Consider the following 13,489-nt stretch of genomic DNA (forward strand, 5'->3'; position numbering starts at 1 on the left):
TGTCACCGAACACCGTCATACGGCCCCGCGTCGCCTCCCCGCGACGACAGCCAAGGACCGTTCGCCATGAAGACCCTCGCCATCGCCTTCGCCGCGCTCGCCCTGTCGGCCGGCGCCGCCTCCGCCCAAGAGTATCGCATCGCCTTCGGCGACCTCGACCTCGGTTCGGTGTCGGGCGCCGATGCCTTTGACGCCCGTGTCAACGCCGTCGCCCGCCGCGCCTGCAGCACCGGCACGCCGCTTGCGGATCATCAGTGCCGCGCCCGCTTCCGCGCCGAGGCCATGCGCCTGCTTCCGGGTGCGCGCCGCGACGAGTACGCTCGCGCCCGCGGCGGCCGCATCCTCGCGGCCGTGCCGGTCATTTACGGCTAAGTAATCCGTAATACTCTGAATTCATTGCCTAAAGTTCACTTTATGGCTTCGAATTCACTGAGGGTCGCAGTTCGGCCGTCGTATGCTCATCGGGTGGCGACAGAGGGCGGATATCCCGGCCTCGTCGCCGCCAAGAGCGACATGAACTGCTCAGGATGCTCATCATGAAGTCCCTTATTGCCAGCACCGCTGCCGTCGTGACCCTGCTCACAGCCGGGGCGGCCTTCGCCCAGGATCGGGCCATTGCCTTCGGCGACCTAGACCTCGCCAGCCCGGAGGGCGCCGCCCGCTTCGATCGTCGTGTCGAACGCGCCGCCCGGGCCGCGTGCGGCGGTCGCTCTCCCCTGACGACGGCGGCGTGCATCTCGCGTTTCCGCGACGCAGCCGAGGAGCTTCTTCCCGCTGTCCGCAGAGACGAATACGCGCGAGGCCGGGCCAGCCGGGAGTTGGCCATGATCCCCGTCCATTACGGCTGAGCCTCTACACCGGATCGTTGCGCCGCTCCGGTCACTGTCACGTTGGGCGCGCCGTGGCGTGCCGGGCGTCGGCGGGCTACAGCGGGGCAGGCGGTCGGACCCGTGCCCGACCGCCTAGAAAATTCGTCTTAGCTCACCGGGAAACCCCGCACCCGCAGCAAGGCCGCCACGTCCGGGTTGCGGCCGCGGAACCGGCGATAGGCGTCGGCGCGATCTGACGAATTGCCCTCGGCCAGGATGATCGACTTGTAGCGGGCGGCGATGTCCGGATTGAACACGTCGCCCGACTCCTCGAAGTAGGCCCAGGTGTCGGCATCCATGACCTCGGACCACAGATAGCTGTAGTAGCCGGCCGAGTAGGCGTCGGACGTGAACAGGTGATTGAACTGCGGCAGGCGGTGCCGCATCACGATCTCGCGCGGCATGCCATAGCGGGCCAGGCTCTCGCGCTCGAAGGCGTCGATGTCGGTCGGCGGATTGGCCCGGGTGTGCAGGTCCATGTCGACCAGGGCCGACGACAGATAGCTGACCGTGGCATAGCCCTGGTTGAAGGTCGCAGCCGCCTCGACCTTGTCCACCAGCGCCTGCGGCATGGGCTCGCCGGTCTGATAGTGCTTCATGAAGCCGTCCAGGATCGGCCGGCTCAGCACCCAGTGCTCGTGCACCTGCGAGGGATACTCGACGTAGTCGCGCGGCGTCGTGCCCAGGCCCGGATAGCGGACCTGGTAGGACAGGTAGTGCAGGGCGTGGCCGAACTCGTGGAACAGGGTCTCGGCGTCGTCCAGCGAGATCAGGATCGGCTGGCCCGCCTCGGCCTTGGTGAAGTTGTTGTTGTTCGACACCAGCTTGTTGCCGCCGCCGTCATAGCCCCAGCCGATGCGATAGCTGGTCATCCAGGCCCCTGACCGCTTGCCCGCGCGGGCGAAGTCGTCGGAGTAGAACAGGCCGACGTGGGAGCCGTCGGACTTGTTCTTGACCTCGAACACCTCGACGTCCGGGTGGAAGCCAGGGACGCTGCCGGCCGGGACCGGGGTGAAGGTGAAGCCGTACAGACGCTCGGCCATGTAGAAGGCGCCGCGCTTGACCGCGTTCAGCTCGAAGTAGGGCTTCAGCTCGTTCTGATCGAGGTCGTACTTCGCCTTCCGGACATTCTCGGCATAGTAGAGATAGTCCCACGGCTCGATGTCGTGACCGGCGATCTCGCGCATGTCGGCGACTTCCTGGGTCACCCGGGCCTTGGCCGGTTCCCAGACCCGCATCATCAGTTCCATCGCGGCCGCGGGCGTGCGGGCCATGGTGTCCTGCATGCGCCACTCGGCGTGATTGGCGTAGCCCAGGAGGCGCGCCCGCTCGGCGCGCAGACGCACGATCTCGGCGATGATGGCGTTGGTGTCGTTGCGGTCGCCGTTGTCGCCCCGATTGACGAACTTGCGCCAGACCTGCTCGCGCAGGCCCCGGTCGTCGGCGAAGGTCAGGAAGGGATCGACGCTGGAGCGGGTGTTGACGATGGCCCAGCCCTGCAGGTTGCGCGAGCGCGCAGCAGCGGCCGCGGCGGCCTTGTTAGAGTCGGGTAGACCGGCGACGCCGGCCTCGTTCGGGATCAGGGTCCAGGTGTTCTCGTCGGCCACGACCTTTTGGCCGAAGCTGGTGAAGGCGTTGGCGAGCGCGGTGTTGATGCGGCCCAGCTCGGCCTTGCCGGCGGCGTCCAGAGCCGCGCCGTTCCTGATGAAGGCGTCGCGGCTGCGTTCGGCCAGGCGCGTCTGTTCGGGCGTCAGGCCGGCGGCGCGGGCGTTGTCCGCGACCGTCTTGATGCGCTGGAACAGGGGCTCGTTGAAGGTGATCTCGTCGCCCGCCGCCGACAGGAGAGGCGACACCTCGGTGTCGACGGCGTTGTAGTCGTCCGAGCCGATGTTGGAGGTCATGACGCCGAAGATGGAGCTGGCGCGATCCAGCGGCTGGCCGGCCAGCTGCATGGCCACCATCGTGTTGGCGAAGGTCGGCGGCTCGGGGTTGTTGGCGATGGCGGCGATCTCGGCGCGCTGCAACTCGATGCCTTCGAGGATGGCGGCGCGGATCTTGTCTGCGGTGACCGACGGCCACGGCGGCACGCCCTCGTAGGGCCCGGTCCAGGGCTGGAGCAGTTCGGCGCGCGGCGTCTGGGTCGGCAGCACGGCCCTGGCGATGGCCAGTTCATCGGCGCTGGCGGCGGTCCCGCCGCCCATGGCGCCCGCGCTGGCGCATCCGGAAAGGGCCATCAGGCTCGCGCCTCCGACGAGGAGTTGACGTCTGTGCATGGGAACATCCTGTTCATGGGTCTTCGACCGTTGGGGCACCCTAGGCCGGGTCCACCTGACCGTCACATGAACGACGTGTAATGCCGTTGGACGGCCGCGCAAGCTGCGGCTACACGCCGCCCTATGGCGATAGGCGTTTTCGACAGCGGCGTGGGCGGGCTGACGGTCCACCGCGAACTGACCCGGCGGTTTCCGGAGCGGGACTTCATCTACCTGGCCGACCAGGCCCATGCGCCTTATGGCGGACGCGGGGGCGAGGAGATCGTCGACCTGACCCGCGCGGGTTGCGAGCGACTGTTCGAGGCCGGGGCCAGCGTGATCGTCCTGGCCTGCAATACGGCATCCGCCATTGCGCTCCGTCGCCTGCAGCAGACCTGGGTGCCGGAGGCGCGGGCGCGGCATGGGCGGCCGGTCAATGTGCTGGGCATCATTGTGCCGACCATCGAGGCGGCGACCGGCCTGCCCTGGACCTATGAGGCCAAGCGGCGCGGCGACAAGATCGAGGCGCTGGAGATCACCGGCGTCTTCTGCACCGCCGCCACCGCCATGAGCCGGGTCTATGAGATCGAGATCGACAAGCGGCGCGAGGACCTGGCGGTCTTCTCCGAGCCGTGTCCGGGGCTGGCCGGCCTGATCGAACTGGGGGCACCGGCCGAGGAGCTGACCGTCGTGGTGCGGGACCATGTCGACGCGCTGAGGCGGCGCATCGGGCGGCATCCGGACAAGGCCATCCTGGGCTGCACCCACTATGAGATCGTGGCCGACATCTTCGCCGAGGCCCTGCCGCCCGGAACGCCCGTCATCAACCAGCCGAGCGCCGTGGCCGATGCTCTGGATCGCTACTTCCAGCGGCATCCTGAATACGGCCTGGGCGACAGCGGACGCCGCACCTTCCTGACGACGGGCAAGCCGGGGCCGCAGTCGGATCTGGTCAGCCAGTTCTGGGGCGCGCCGTTGAGCTTCGAAGCCGCCTGAACGGTCAGGGACCGCCGCCGAGGCGGGCCAGGCGACGCCGTTCGGCCCGGTTGGGCGGCGGGCGAACGCTCGAGGCAGTGGAATCCGGAAAAATAGTCTCCACTCTCTCCACCGTAGGCGGGGACGGCCTTGCGGGAGCCCCCTGCGATGTGGCGGCGGGCGCCGCGGCGGCTAGCGCCTTGAGCCCATCATGGATGCGCAGCCAGCGCAGGGCGTCGGCGGAGCGGCCCTGATCCAGCGCGTGGGTCAGGCGACGCCACGCCAGCTCCAGCATGACCGACGGATCGGCGACCGGGGCGTCGAGGTCCAGCGCCTCGGCCTCCGGCACGGCGCGGGGGCGGTGCAACCAGCCCTCGCGGCCGGCGCGCTTGTAGAAGGTCGAGGACGGGATGCCGAAGTCCTCGCGCAGGCTGGCGACCGTGGCACCGGCGAGGTAGGCGTCGCGGACCGCGTCCCACAGCGGATCCGGCTGGGGCGGAGAGCCCGCATCGCAGGTTTCAGGCGTGGCGGTCACGCAGGTCATGCCAGCGAGACTATCAGGTCGATACGTCAGAACCGGTCGCATCACGGGACGGACTTGACGCCGAACTGTCGAGAGCGCCCCCTGCCGTCGGGAGGATGAACCATGTTTCGACCAGCCTTCATCGGCCTCGGCCTGAGCCTGCTCGCCGTCCCCGCGGGTGCCGAAATCGTGTCTCGCAGCGAGACCGGCTTCAGCCTGTCGTTCGAACGATCGATCGCCGCCTCGCCCGAGGCCGTGCTCGAAGCCGTCGGCCATCCGGAACGGTGGTGGAGCAGCGCCCACACCTATTCGGGCGACGCGGCCAACATCAGCCTCGATCTGCGGCCCGGCGGCTGCTGGTGCGAGGCCCTGCCTGGCGGCGGGGTCAAGCATGGGGAGGCCGTGCTGGTCTGGCCGGACCGCAGCATGGCGCGCTTCGACGCCCCGTTCGGCCCACTGCAGGGCATCGGCGCCGATGCCGTTCTGACCATGACGTGGACCCTGGTCGAAGGACAGGCGGAGCGACGTCTGCGCTGGACCTTCGTGGTCAATGGACCTGGCTCGGGCGCCATGGCGGATCCCGTTCATGGGGTCATGGAGGAACAGTTCAGCCGCCTCGTGAACGCCCTCGAATCCGGCGACTGACAGCCCAGTCCGATAGGATGGACTTATTGATAAGCCAAGTTTAATCGATTTGTCTTGAGCGGCTGTCAGGACTAGCTTCCCGCATCACTCTGACCCCCGGGAGGCCCACGATGGACGGCGAACACTCACCCCTGTCTGATCCGAGCAAGAAGGCCGCCGCCAAGCGCGCCCTGCTCGGCCGCACCAACCGCGACTGGTGGCCCAATACGCTCGCAGTCGACATCCTGCATCAGCACGGCAAGACCGGCGACCCGATGGGCGACGGCTTCAGCTATGCCAAGGCCTTCGAGTCGATCGACTACGACGGCCTGAAGCGCGACCTGACGGCCCTGATGACCGACAGCCAGCCCTGGTGGCCGGCGGACTATGGCCACTATGGCCCCTTCTTCATCCGCATGGCCTGGCACGCGGCCGGCACCTATCGCACCGGCGACGGGCGCGGCGGCGCGAGCTCGGGTCAGCAGCGCTTCGCCCCGCTGAACTCCTGGCCGGACAACGGCAACCTGGACAAGGCGCGCCGCCTGCTGTGGCCGATCAAGCGGAAGTACGGCGCCAACATCAGCTGGGCCGACCTGTTCATCCTGGCCGGCAATGTCGCGATCGAGTCCATGGGCGGGCCAGTGTTCGGTTTCGGCGGCGGCCGCGCCGACGTCTGGGAGCCCGAGAAGGACGTCTACTGGGGCACCGAGGAAGAGTGGGTCGGTTCCGAAGGCGCGCCGACGCGCATCCAGCCCGACAAGGAGATGGCGCTGGAGGAGCCGCTGGCGGCCATCCAGATGGGCCTGATCTACGTCAACCCGGAAGGCCCGGGCGGTGTGCCCGAGGCGCTGCAGTCCGCCCGCGACATCCGCATCACCTTCGCCCGCATGGGCATGAACGACGTCGAGACGGCGGCCCTGACGGCCGGCGGCCACACCTTCGGCAAGGCGCACGGCGCGGGTGACGCCTCCAAGGTCGGCGTCGCTCCGGAAGGGGCCGACATCGCGCTGCAGGGCCTGGGCTGGCAGTCGGGCCACGAGAGCGGCATGGGCGATCACACCATCACCTCGGGCATCGAGGGCGCCTGGACGCCGACGCCGATCACCTGGGACACGTCTTACTTCGACATGCTGCTGGACCACGAATACGAGCTGGTCCGCTCGCCCGCCGGCGCCAAGCAGTGGCAGCCGGTCGGCAACCCGGAAGAGACCCTGGCCCCGGCCGCGCACACGCCGGGCAAGAAGGTCCCGACGATGATGACCACGGCCGACATGGCCTTCAAGGTCGACCCCGAGTACCGCAAGATCATGGAGAAGTTCCGGGCCGATCCGGCCTACTTCGCCGACCAGTTCGCGCGCGCCTGGTTCAAGCTGTGCCACCGCGACATGGGCCCCAAGATCCGCTACCTCGGGCCGGAAGTGCCGGCCGAAGACCTGATCTGGCAGGACCCGATCCCGGACCACACGGGACCAAAGCTGACTGACGCCGACATCAAGACGCTGAAGGACCACATCGCGGCGTCCGGCCTGTCGGTCGCCGACCTGGTCCGCACGGCCTGGGCCTCGGCCGCGACCTGGCGCGGGTCGGATCACCGCGGCGGCGCCAACGGCGCGCGTATCCGTCTGGAGCCGCAGCGCAGCTGGGACGTCAACGAGCCCGAGAAGCTGTCGAAGGTTCTGGCCGTCTATGAGGACATCAAGGCCAAGTCGGGCCTGAACGTCTCCATCGCGGACCTGATCGTGCTGGGCGGCTCGGTCGGCATCGAGCAGGCGGCCAAGGCCGCCGGCCACGACGTCACCGTGCCGTTCACCCCGGGTCGCACCGACGCCACGGCCGAGCAGACGGACGCCGAGAGCTTCAAGGTCCTGGAGCCCCGCGCCGACGGCTTCCGCAACTATCTTCAGGTCAAGTTCAACGTCCCGACCGAGGAACTGCTGATCGACCGGGCCCAGCTGCTGGGTCTGACGGCTCCGCAGATGACGGCCCTGGTCGGCGGCCTGCGGGTCCTGGGGATCAACCACAAGGACTCGAAAGATGGCGTCTTCACCGACCGTCCGGGCCAGCTGACGAACGACTTCTTCGTCAACCTGCTCGACATGTCGACGGCGTGGAAGCAGGTGGACGATACGTCCGACGAGCTGTTCGTCGGCACGGACCGCGCCACGGGCGAGAAGCGCTGGACCGCGACCCGCACCGACCTGGTGTTCGGCTCAAACTCCCAGCTGCGCGCCATCGCCGAGGTCTTCGCCGAGGGCCAGTCCCAGGAGGTCTTCCTGAAGACCTTCATCAAGGCCTGGGTCCAGGTGATGGAGAACGACCGCTACGACATCTCCAAGCGCGCGCTGCACGCCGAGAAGCTGGCTGCGTAAGCCCTACGGACTGACGATCTGACGCCCCCCCGTCCTCCACGCGAGGGCGGGGGTTTTCTTTTTGTCTCCTCATAAGTCAGCTCGATCGTCATGGCGCAGGACTGAGATCACGCCTATCTCGATCCCATGCTCCCCACCCTCAGGCAGCTGCAGTATCTCAAGCTCCTCGCCGAGCACGGCTCCTTCAGTCGAGCGGCCGTGGCCGCATCCGTCAGCCAGCCCGCGCTGTCGGCCGGCATCCAAGAGCTGGAGAAGGTGCTGGGCGCACCCGTCGTCGAACGCACGCGCGGCGCGGTGCAGCTGACCGCTGTGGGCGCCGAGGCCGTCAGCCGGGCCGAGGACGTGCTGGCCCGCACCGAGGACCTGGTCGAGGCGGCGCGCAACGCCGGCCGGCCGCTGTCGGGGCGGCTTCGGCTGGGCGTGATCCCGACTGTCGCGCCGTTCCTGCTGCCCGCGACCCTGCCGGGGCTGAAGGCGGCCTATCCGCAGCTGCGCCTGTTCATCCGCGAGGACCTGACCGGGCGGCTGATCGCGGGGCTGAAGGCGGGGCAGCTGGACTGCGCCGTCATCGCCCTGCCCTATGCCGCGACCGGCATCCAGCACGCCCGCATCGGCGACGACGAGATCCTGGCGGCCGCCCCGGTGGATCACCCCCTGGCGTCGGGCGGCGACATCCAGCCCGGCGCCCTGAAGGGCGAGGACCTGATCCTGCTGGAAGACGGCCACTGCCTGCGCGACCAGGCGCTGGCCGCCGTCGACATCGAGGCCCCGCGCGGCGAGGACGTCTTCGCCGCGACCAGCCTGCATACGCTTGTGCAGATGGTGTCCTCGGGGCTGGGCGTGTCCTTCCTGCCGGCCATGGCGGTCAAGGCCGGGCTGGCCGACGACAAGGGCGTGGTGGTGCGGTCCTTCGCGGCCGAAGCGCCGAGGCGCGAGATCGTCGTGGCCTGGCGCAGCGGATCGAGCCGCGCGGCGGAGGCGCGGCTGCTGGCCGAGGCGATGCGGGTTTGAGAGGCAGCCTCTCCCTCCCCTTCATGGGGAGGGACCGCGAGCCGCGGGCGAGCGCGGGTGGGGCCGAGCGGTTCGAACCCGCTTTTCGCACCCCACCCTGACCGCTGCGCGGTCGTCCCTCCCCATGAAGGGGAGGGAGATGATCGCGAACCTTACGCCGCCAGGTTCCGCAGGACGTACGGCATCACCCCGCCGGACTTGAAGTAGTCCAGCTCGGTCTGGTTATCGATGCGGCAGCGCACGGGGAACCGCGCCATCTTGCCGTCCGACGGGCGGAACAGCTCGACCCACAGGTCCTGACGCGGACGCAGCTTGCCGATGTTGGCGTCGGTCAGGCCGCGTATCGTCACGATCTCCTCGCCGGTCAGGCCCAGCTTGGTCCAGCCGTCGGCCTTGAACTGCAGGGGCACCACGCCCATCCCGACCAGGTTCGAGCGGTGGATGCGCTCATAGCTCTCGGCGATGACGGCGCGGACGCCCAGCAGGCGCGTGCCCTTGGCCGCCCAGTCGCGCGACGACCCCGTGCCGTATTCCTTGCCCGCGAACACGACCAGCGGCCGCCCCTCGGACTGGTAGCGCATGGCCGCGTCGTAGATCGACATCACTTCGCCGGACGGGAAGTGCTTGGTCATGCCGCCTTCGATCTCCGGCACGATGCGGTTGCGGATGCGGATGTTGGCGAAGGTGCCGCGCATCATCACCTCGTGGTGACCGCGCCGCGCGCCGTAGGAGTTGAAGTCCAAGGCGTCGACGCCGCGGTTGGTCAGATACTGGCCAGCGGGCGAGGTCTTCTTGATCGAACCGGCCGGAGAGATGTGGTCGGTCGTGATCGAGTCGCCGAAGATGGCCAGGACCCGGCCCTCGATGATGTCGGTGACCGGGGAAGGCTCCATCGACAGGCCCTCGAAGTAGGGCGGGTTGGCGACGTAGGTCGAGGCGTCATCCCAGGCGTAGGTCTGGCCACCGGCGACCTGGATCGCCTGCCAGTGGGCGTCGCCCTTGAACACGTCGGCATAGCGCTTGGCGAACATGGCCGAGGTCACGGCCTTCTTCTGGATGGCGGCGATCTCGGCGGTGGTCGGCCAGATGTCCTTCAGGAAGACGTCCTTGCCCTTCTTGTCCTGACCGATCGGGTCCTTGGTGATGTCGATCCGCATCGAACCAGCGATGGCGTAAGCCACGACCAGCGGCGGCGAGGCCAGGTAGTTGGCCTGGACGTCGGGGTTCACCCGGCCCTCGAAGTTGCGGTTGCCCGACAGCACGCTGGTGGCGACCAGGCCGTTGTCGTTGATCGTCTTCGAGATCGCCGGGTCCAGCGGCCCCGAGTTGCCGATGCAGGTGGTGCAGCCATAGCCGACCAGGTTGAAGCCGAGCGCGTCCAGCTCCTTCTGCAGGCCGGCGGCCGTCAGATAGTCGGTCACGACCTGCGACCCCGGCGCCAGCGAGGTCTTGACCCACGGCTTGGTCTTCAGACCCAGCTTGTTGGCCTTCTGCGCCACCAGACCGGCCGCGATGAGGACCGAGGGGTTGGAGGTGTTGGTGCACGAGGTGATGGCCGCGATGACCACGTCGCCGTCGCCGATGTCGAAGCTCTCGCCCTCGACCGCCGCGCGCGGGGCGTCGGCCGGCCGGTTGAACACCTCGCCCAGCGCCGTCTCGAACGACGGGGCCGCGACGGTCAGTTCGACGCGATCCTGAGGCCGCTTGGGACCCGCCAGAGACGGCACGACGGTCGACAGGTCCAGCTCCAGCACATCGGTGAAGATCGGGTCTTCGCTGGTCTCGTCGATCCACAGGCCTTGCACCTTCGCATAGGCCTCGACCAGGGCCACGCGCGCCTTGTCGCGGCCCGTGGCCGTCAGATAGCCGATGGTCGCCTGAGACACCGGGAAGAAGCCGCAGGTCGCGCCGTACTCGGGCGCCATGTTGGCGATGGTCGCCTGGTCCTCGATGGTCAGGTTGGCGACGGCCGGGCCGAAGAACTCGACAAACTTGCCGACGACGCCCTTCTTCCTCAGCATCTGGGTGACGGTCAGCACCAGGTCGGTGGCCGTCGTGCCCTCGGGCATGGCGCCGGTCAGCTTGAAGCCGATGACCTCGGGGATCAGCATGGGGATCGGCTGGCCCAGCATGGCGGCCTCGGCCTCGATGCCGCCGACGCCCCAGCCCAGCACAGCCAGGCCGTTGATCATGGTGGTGTGGCTGTCGGTGCCGACGACCGTGTCGGGATAGGCGACGGTGGCCTTGCCCTCGGCGGCGGTCCAGACGGTCTGGGCCAGGTTTTCAAGGTTCACCTGGTGGCAGATGCCGGTGCCGGGCGGCACGACCCGGAAGTTGTTGAAGGCCGAGGAGCCCCAACGCAGGAAGTTATAGCGCTCGATGTTGCGCTCGTATTCGCGCTCGACGTTCTGCTGGAAGGCGCCCGGGGTGCCGAAGTGGTCAACCATCACCGAGTGGTCGATGACGAGATCGACCGGCACCAGCGGATTGATCTTGGTGGCGTCGGCGCCCAGCGCGCTCATGGCGTCGCGCATGGCGGCCAGATCGACGACGGCGGGCACGCCGGTGAAGTCCTGCATCAGGACGCGAGCCGGACGGAAGGCGATCTCGTGCTCGACCGAGCCCTTGTTCTGGGTCCAGGCGGCGATGGCCTTCAGGTCGTCGGCGGTGACGGAGACGCCGTCCTCGTTGCGCAGCAGGTTCTCCAGCAGCACCTTCATGGAGCGCGGCAGGCGGCTGATGCCCTCAAGACCCGCTTCCTGAGCGGCGGGAAGGCTGTAATAGGCGTACTTCTTGCGCCCGACGGTCAGGTCCCGGCGGGTGGAAAGGCTGTCGACTGACGGCATGGGAGTGGTCCTCTGGTTCAGCCGCCCGGACATCCGGTTGCGCCGTCTCGCGGCGATCGCAGGGGCGCACAGGTCCCCGGCGCGCGCGGCGACAGCCTGCTGCGGCGTCGGCGGATATAGCCGTGGTCGGACAAGGCGTCCATGAGTCCCCGATGGATGCGGGGACATTGAGAACGGGTCGCAGCGGGCGCTCCTTCTCTCCTGGCGGGAGAAGGTGGCCCGCAGGGCCGGATGAGGGGTACGAAGATGCAGGCGCGCTCCTGGACCTGACCCTCACGGCTAGAACCGAGTCACACCCCTCATCCGACCTCGCTGCGCTCGGCCACCTTCTCCCGCAAGGGGAGAAGGAATGATCGCTCGCCTCTCCATCACCACCCTCACCCTTTCCCGTGGCGAGCGCACCCTTTTTCGCGACCTGTCCTTGACCTTGGCCGCCGGCGAGGCCGTGGCCCTGACCGGGGCCAACGGCGCGGGCAAGACGACGTTGCTGCGCGCCATCGCCGGCTTTGTCCGTCCGGAGGCGGGAGCGATCGCCTTCACCGCCGCCGACGGTGCAGAACTCGATCCGGCCGAGGCGCGCGGACGCGGCCTGCACATGCTTGGCCACCTCGAAGGGCTGAAGGGCGCGCGCACGGCCCGGGACGAGCTGGGCTTTCAGGCGCGCTGGCTCGGCGGCGAGGCCATCGACGAGGCCGTGTCCGTCATGGGCCTGAAGCCGCTGCTGGACCTGGAGGTCCGCAAGCTGTCGGCTGGTCAGAGGCGGCGTCTAGCGCTGGCCCGGCTGATCGCGGCGCCGCGTCCGCTGTGGCTGCTGGACGAGCCGCTCAGCCCGCTGGACATACGCTGGCGCGAGGCGGCAGGCGAGGTCATGCGGCGTCACCTCGAGGGCGGGGGCCTGATCCTGGCCGCCGTGCACGATCCCCTGCCGATCCCGACACGGTCGCTCGATCTGGGAGCCGGCCGATGAGCGCGGTCGGTGTCCTGTTCCGGCGCGAACTGGCCCTGGCCTGGGGCGGGGGTGGCGGGCCGCTTCTTGCCTGCGGGTTTTTCGCCTGTCTGACCACCATCGTGCCGCTGGCGGCGGGGGGCGATCTGGCAACGCTGAGGCCGGTCGCGGCGGGCATCGCCTGGCTGGCGCTCGCTTTGGCGTCGCTGCTGTCGCTGGAGCGGCTGTTCGAACGCGATCTGGAGGACGGCGCGCTGGACCTGCTGGCGCTCGGGCCGTTGCCGCTGGAGGCCGTCGTCGGGATTAAGGCTCTGGCTCAGTGGCTGGCGACCGGCCTGCCGCTGGCGCTGGCCGCGCCCGTCGCGGCCCTGGCCCTGGGTCAGGCGCCGGAGCTGGCGATGCTGACCGCGCTGGCGGCCCTGATCGGAGGATTGGGGTTCGCCTTCACCGGCGCGCTCGGCGCGGCGCTGGCGCTGGGGGCGAAGCGCGGCGGTTTGCTGATCGCAATCGTGGTGCTGCCGCTGTTCATCCCGCCCGTCGTGTTCGGCGCGGGTGCTTTGACGCGAGCGGCGGAGGGGCTCAGCCCCTGGCCGGCGATGGCGCTGCTGACGGCCTATGCGCTGTTCGCCGCCGTGATCGCGCCCCCGGCGGGCGCCGCGGCGATCCGCGGTGCCCAAGGGTAGTCACGACGTCAACGAACGGCGGCGTAGGACGTCAGGGTCGAGACGAGGCGAGCGTGCTCGCGCGCCGACATGCAGCGCGGCGCGGACCACGTCTCACCCGTCGCGCGGGCCTGAAGCGCCTGGTCGGCGGTCACGAAGACGGGTCGCGTGCCGAAGTCGCGACGGTAGGCGGCGCGGGTCGCGGCGTCCTGTTCGCAGATCATGACGACACGCTGCGCGCCGTCCGGGGCGCGGCCCGGCAGGGCGTGCTGATGCGCCAACGCGGGCAGGGCGGCGGACGCAGCCAGCGTCAGGACGGCGGCGGACAGGGTCAAACGGTTCATGGCGGGCTCCTCCTCAGGCCCGAAAAAGCTCAGGGTCCGGAGAAATACTGCGCCCATTTTCGGCAATG

The 13,489-nt window shown here is 68.9% G+C and carries 12 protein-coding genes; 8 read left to right on the plus strand and 4 right to left on the minus strand.

All coding sequences use genetic code 11. The features are described 5' to 3' along the window. Positions 1–66 precede the first annotated feature (66 nt). Both Q333_RS0106390 and Q333_RS0106395 read left to right on the plus strand, forming a co-directional pair. A complete protein-coding gene (locus tag Q333_RS0106390; RefSeq protein ID WP_029415917.1) occupies positions 67–372 on the plus strand; it encodes a UrcA family protein in 306 nt (101 codons plus the stop codon). Between the two features lie 164 nt (positions 373–536). After that, positions 537–848, plus strand: coding sequence for a UrcA family protein (locus tag Q333_RS0106395; protein WP_162175581.1), 312 nt, complete (start codon positions 537–539; stop codon positions 846–848). A gap of 128 nt (positions 849–976) precedes the next feature. Here the strand turns inward: Q333_RS0106395 and Q333_RS0106400 are convergent, their stop codons facing one another. Beyond that, positions 977–3,142: a M3 family metallopeptidase gene (locus Q333_RS0106400; protein WP_029415919.1), complete on the minus strand. Its 2,166-nt coding sequence runs from the start codon at positions 3,140–3,142 to the stop codon at positions 977–979. Between the two features lie 123 nt (positions 3,143–3,265). Here Q333_RS0106400 and Q333_RS0106405 point away from each other — a divergent pair, with 123 nt between their 5' ends. Beyond that, positions 3,266–4,117 (plus strand): glutamate racemase, encoded by an 852-nt coding sequence (locus Q333_RS0106405; RefSeq protein ID WP_029415920.1) that lies wholly within the window; start codon positions 3,266–3,268, stop codon positions 4,115–4,117. Between the two features lie 4 nt (positions 4,118–4,121). On the opposite strand, the gene Q333_RS0106410 is transcribed toward Q333_RS0106405, so the two are convergent. After that, positions 4,122–4,640: a hypothetical protein gene (locus tag Q333_RS0106410; RefSeq protein ID WP_029415921.1), complete on the minus strand. Its 519-nt coding sequence runs from the start codon at positions 4,638–4,640 to the stop codon at positions 4,122–4,124. Positions 4,641–4,742: 102 nt separating this feature from the next. Here Q333_RS0106410 and Q333_RS16380 point away from each other — a divergent pair, with 102 nt between their 5' ends. From Q333_RS16380 to Q333_RS0106425, 3 genes are all read left to right on the plus strand, one after another. Then, a complete protein-coding gene (locus Q333_RS16380) occupies positions 4,743–5,264 on the plus strand; it encodes an SRPBCC family protein (RefSeq protein WP_051651157.1) in 522 nt (173 codons plus the stop codon). A gap of 110 nt (positions 5,265–5,374) precedes the next feature. Next, on the plus strand, positions 5,375–7,612 hold the full coding sequence (gene katG, locus Q333_RS0106420) for a catalase/peroxidase HPI (protein WP_029415923.1): 2,238 nt from the start codon (positions 5,375–5,377) through the stop codon (positions 7,610–7,612). A gap of 126 nt (positions 7,613–7,738) precedes the next feature. Next, positions 7,739–8,623, plus strand: coding sequence for a hydrogen peroxide-inducible genes activator (locus tag Q333_RS0106425; RefSeq protein ID WP_029415924.1), 885 nt, complete (start codon positions 7,739–7,741; stop codon positions 8,621–8,623). A 152-nt stretch (positions 8,624–8,775) separates the two neighbouring features. On the opposite strand, the gene acnA is transcribed toward Q333_RS0106425, so the two are convergent. Next, positions 8,776–11,469 carry an aconitate hydratase AcnA gene (gene acnA, locus Q333_RS0106430; protein ID WP_029415925.1) on the minus strand — a complete coding sequence of 898 codons (2,694 nt, stop codon included), beginning with the start codon at positions 11,467–11,469 and terminating at the stop codon, positions 8,776–8,778. Between the two features lie 349 nt (positions 11,470–11,818). On the opposite strand from acnA, the gene ccmA reads away from it, so the two are divergent. Next, complete coding sequence (ccmA, locus tag Q333_RS0106435; RefSeq protein ID WP_029415926.1) at positions 11,819–12,436, plus strand: heme ABC exporter ATP-binding protein CcmA; 618 nt, start codon at positions 11,819–11,821, stop codon at positions 12,434–12,436. Further along, positions 12,433–13,098 carry a heme exporter protein CcmB gene (ccmB, locus tag Q333_RS0106440; protein ID WP_029415927.1) on the plus strand — a complete coding sequence of 222 codons (666 nt, stop codon included), beginning with the start codon at positions 12,433–12,435 and terminating at the stop codon, positions 13,096–13,098. The genes ccmA and ccmB overlap by 4 nt, the downstream gene beginning before the upstream one ends. A gap of 8 nt (positions 13,099–13,106) precedes the next feature. Here ccmB and Q333_RS0106445 read toward each other — a convergent pair whose 3' ends face one another. Continuing rightward, positions 13,107–13,421: a hypothetical protein gene (locus Q333_RS0106445; RefSeq protein ID WP_029415928.1), complete on the minus strand. Its 315-nt coding sequence runs from the start codon at positions 13,419–13,421 to the stop codon at positions 13,107–13,109. Between the last annotated feature and the right edge of the window lie 68 nt (positions 13,422–13,489).

This window comes from Brevundimonas bacteroides DSM 4726 (assembly GCF_000701445.1).
Lineage (GTDB): Bacteria > Pseudomonadota > Alphaproteobacteria > Caulobacterales > Caulobacteraceae > Brevundimonas > Brevundimonas bacteroides.

What these genes read in the sequence shown, in the direction of transcription:
- Q333_RS0106390 (WP_029415917.1), top strand. Translation starts at nt 67, where the DNA reads ATGAAGACCCTCGCCATCGCCTTCGCCGCGCTCGCCCTGTCGGCCGGC.
- Q333_RS0106395 (WP_162175581.1), top strand. Translation starts at nt 537, where the DNA reads ATGAAGTCCCTTATTGCCAGCACCGCTGCCGTCGTGACCCTGCTCACA.
- Q333_RS0106400 (WP_029415919.1), bottom strand. Translation starts at nt 3,142, where the DNA reads ATGCACAGACGTCAACTCCTCGTCGGAGGCGCGAGCCTGATGGCCCTT.
- Q333_RS0106405 (WP_029415920.1), top strand. Translation starts at nt 3,266, where the DNA reads ATGGCGATAGGCGTTTTCGACAGCGGCGTGGGCGGGCTGACGGTCCAC.
- Q333_RS0106410 (WP_029415921.1), bottom strand. Translation starts at nt 4,640, where the DNA reads ATGACCTGCGTGACCGCCACGCCTGAAACCTGCGATGCGGGCTCTCCG.
- Q333_RS16380 (WP_051651157.1), top strand. Translation starts at nt 4,743, where the DNA reads ATGTTTCGACCAGCCTTCATCGGCCTCGGCCTGAGCCTGCTCGCCGTC.
- katG (WP_029415923.1), top strand. Translation starts at nt 5,375, where the DNA reads ATGGACGGCGAACACTCACCCCTGTCTGATCCGAGCAAGAAGGCCGCC.
- Q333_RS0106425 (WP_029415924.1), top strand. Translation starts at nt 7,739, where the DNA reads ATGCTCCCCACCCTCAGGCAGCTGCAGTATCTCAAGCTCCTCGCCGAG.
- acnA (WP_029415925.1), bottom strand. Translation starts at nt 11,469, where the DNA reads ATGCCGTCAGTCGACAGCCTTTCCACCCGCCGGGACCTGACCGTCGGG.
- ccmA (WP_029415926.1), top strand. Translation starts at nt 11,819, where the DNA reads ATGATCGCTCGCCTCTCCATCACCACCCTCACCCTTTCCCGTGGCGAG.
- ccmB (WP_029415927.1), top strand. Translation starts at nt 12,433, where the DNA reads ATGAGCGCGGTCGGTGTCCTGTTCCGGCGCGAACTGGCCCTGGCCTGG.
- Q333_RS0106445 (WP_029415928.1), bottom strand. Translation starts at nt 13,421, where the DNA reads ATGAACCGTTTGACCCTGTCCGCCGCCGTCCTGACGCTGGCTGCGTCC.